Annotated in this window: 3 protein-coding genes; all 3 read left to right on the top strand. The window is 57.2% G+C overall.

Annotated elements, in window-relative coordinates:
* Window positions 1-668 precede the first annotated feature (668 nt).
* Entirely contained in the window at window positions 669-1,205 is a 537-nt protein-coding gene (locus tag O6929_01725) for a hypothetical protein (GenBank protein ID MCZ6479115.1), read from the top strand.
* A 10-nt stretch (window positions 1,206-1,215) separates the two neighbouring features.
* Window positions 1,216-1,596 carry a hypothetical protein gene (locus O6929_01720; GenBank protein ID MCZ6479114.1) on the top strand — a complete coding sequence of 127 codons (381 nt, stop codon included), beginning with the start codon at window positions 1,216-1,218 and terminating at the stop codon, window positions 1,594-1,596.
* Between the two features lie 550 nt (window positions 1,597-2,146).
* A complete protein-coding gene (locus O6929_01715; GenBank protein MCZ6479113.1) occupies window positions 2,147-2,944 on the top strand; it encodes an IS110 family transposase in 798 nt (265 codons plus the stop codon).
* Window positions 2,945-2,988: the final 44 nt, after the last annotated feature.

The following is a 2,988-nucleotide window of genomic DNA, read 5'->3' as shown; positions in this document are numbered from 1 at the left end:
AGCTCAGGGTAGGGGACTACCGCGTGGTCTACAAGATCGTCCGGCAGGAGGTGTGGATTTTGGCGATTGTCCACCGGAAAAGAGTGTATGAAGCCGTGCTACCTCGCCACGGGTGGGAGCCACCGGACACAGACTGAGGCTCGGGACAACAAACAACAAAAGACCCGACCCCTTTTATGTGCTCCCTTAATGCCCTCGTGCGAAAAACCCCAACTCGTGTTAGTCTATTGGCAGCCTTGGCGGGCGGAGAGGCTATGGAGTCACGTGGGACTGTTAGGATAGGATAACATGGCTAACGCTTACGGACTGGCATTGCTGACGTGCGACGCGGTAGCCCGCGATCCAACCGGGAAAACGACTCTTTATGGTATATTCGATCGGATTTGGTCTTCGAAATTTCCTATCATTCAACCGATGTTTGCAATCTATTGGCGGTGTGTAGTTCCAGGCCCTGGCCGTGTTGCGGTGGAGGTGCTTAGACCCGATGGTTCGACGTTGGTGGATCTGGAGCCGATTGAGACAGCCAAAGAAGGAACTCATGCGATGCAAGGCACTTACACGCTGGGTGGCCTCGAATTTCCCACCGAGGCAGAATACTCTCTAATCCTGAGGTACAACGGCGGAGAGGTTCTTCGGAGCAGTTTAATCCTGGCCACGAGGGGCGAAGGTTGACCACGGATCTTTTTGCACCTGACACGGCGGTTGATAGAATTCCGCTCTTCCAGGCCAGGGGAGCAACTTCTACGGCTTCGGGAGACGAATACGGCGGACGGGAGATTGGACAAACCATCGCTATTTCCCCCCAGTCGGATGTGAGATGGGAGATTAGGAGACCGCCGTACGCATGGGCTACGTTCACGGAAGGCTTCAATTATTTATCCGTGATAGAGCCCATTCTCGTGCAGGGAGAAGGAATAGAATTTGCTGTTCAGATACTTGCGAAACGACTTGCCCGAATCCCGGACGTTCTTGCGGTCAGTTACTCCACCGACAGAAATATTCACCTGGTTTGGACGTTCATCCGTCAGCGCAATAAAGAGGTACGACGGCAAGTGTATCGTCAAGAACTACAACTTATGCGAGAGTTTCCTGACATAACGTTTGATTTCAACGTAGTAGCACTCGACCAAGTTGAGGAGCGTCCCCTGTTACCCGACGATCTCCAAGGTTGGATCGTATTTTACCGTGAGCCCGTGCTGATTTGACAATGGCTTTATGGCTACAGAACGAGAGCACCTCAGGCAAGCTGAACATAACGAAGACTTCGTCGGCACTTTTGACCTTACACGGACTCCTTACCTAGACTGGGCGGCCACAGTAATCTTCTACGCTGCTCTACACTACATTCGTGCGCTCGCTGCAAGGCACCGCATCAGGAATATCTCTAGGTACGCCGAGATGGACAACCTCTTTGACCGACTGATGGTTTTTCGACGCAACCCGGGGGTCTATGAAGATTATCGCCAGCTCAAGGATGACTCCCGTGCAGCTCGCTATGACATGAGGAGATTTAGTCCTGAGGAGGTTATGGGCCTGCGAGACGAGGAGTTAAGGCGAATCAACCAGTTTGTCCGAACGCAACTCGCAGCGACATGAAAAGCCCCCATGGTTCGAAAAGGTACTAGACATCATTGCCCTTCTTCCAACCTGAGCTCGGATACCGTCACGAACTACCCTCTCTGATCCAAACTCTACTTGGCCCCTTCCTCCACCGTGCGAGGGCGGCTCTGCGAGCGATCTGTGGAGCGGCATTCAGGCGAGAGGTTCTAGCAAGATTGTAGCAGGGCTTGGGGGGGAGCAGCAAGCAGCCGATGCTGGTTTGGCAAGGCGAGGATCACCGAACAAAACTACCACGAGCGCCGAGGATGCCCCCGACGCCCGTGGGATCAGTATTTTGGGGAAGGAATGTCAGACGAACTCCTCAGCTTGATTCGTGGCTAAGTAGCAAAGGGATTGTCAGGTGTAGCCGCGACCCCTTCCTTCACTCCAAAGATGAGCCAAGAGCAGACTTGATAGGATGAAAAAGGCTGCACACCCGGAATGGGATACCATACGGTCTCGATGGACCACGCGGACTCAACGTCCGCATATGGTGCTCACTCCGCCGCAGGCGGAGGGCACAGATCCCAACCGAGGAGGTGCAGCCATGCCGCAGTATATCGGAATCGATTTGCACAAGGCAACATCCTTCATCACCCGGATGGACCAGCGCGGGCGGATCCTGGAACAGGTGAACCTTCGCACCGACGCGCCAACCTTGCAGGGCTATCTCAGGCGGCTCCGGCCCGACACGCGCATCGCGGTGGAAGTCACGGGCCACTGGACCTACCTCTATGAGCTGATCGAGGACCAATGCCCCGACCTCGTCTTAGCGCATCCGCTGAAGACCAAGGCGATTGCCAGTGCCCGGATCAAGACCGACAAGATCGATGCGACCACATTGGCCCACCTGCTCCGGGCTGATCTGCTCCCCGCGGCCTACATCCCGCCCCGGCCGGTGCGGGATACCCGGGAGGTTCTCCGCACCCGGGCGTCCCTCGTCCGACTCCGGACCCAGGTCAAAAACAAGGTGCACGCCATTCTCACCAAGAATGGGATTCGGACGCCGACCAAGACGCCCTTTGGCGTCAAGAGTCGCCGCGTCCTCGCCACGGTCCCGCTCCGCCCCTGTTACCGCCTCGCCCTCGATGGCTACCTCCGCCTGCTGGAGGCGCTCACCGAGGAGCTCGCGACGGTCACGGCCACCATCGAGGCCCAGGTAGAGCAGGATCCGCAGGCCCAGCTCCTGTGCACCATGCCCGGGATTGGGCCGTACTCGGCGTTGCTCATCCTCAGCGAGATCGGGACGTGCGCCGCTTCCCGGATGCCCGGCGCCTCTGCTCCTATGCAGGGCTGGTCCCGTCGGTGCATGCCTCCGGGGGGAAGACGCGCCTGGGACGGTTAACCAAACAGGGGTCGAAGTGGTTGCGGTGGATCCTCGTTGAGGGA

Source organism: Candidatus Methylomirabilota bacterium (assembly GCA_027293415.1).
In the GTDB taxonomy this organism is placed as follows: domain Bacteria; phylum Methylomirabilota; class Methylomirabilia; order Methylomirabilales; family CSP1-5; genus CSP1-5.
Note: the sequence above shows the minus strand (reverse complement) of the source record. Positions and strands in the feature narration are given on the sequence as shown.

Excerpts from the sequence above, each read along its gene's own strand:
- O6929_01720 (MCZ6479114.1), top strand. The coding sequence starts at position 1,216 with ATGGCTACAGAACGAGAGCACCTCAGGCAAGCTGAACATAACGAAGAC.
- O6929_01715 (MCZ6479113.1), top strand. The coding sequence starts at position 2,147 with ATGCCGCAGTATATCGGAATCGATTTGCACAAGGCAACATCCTTCATC.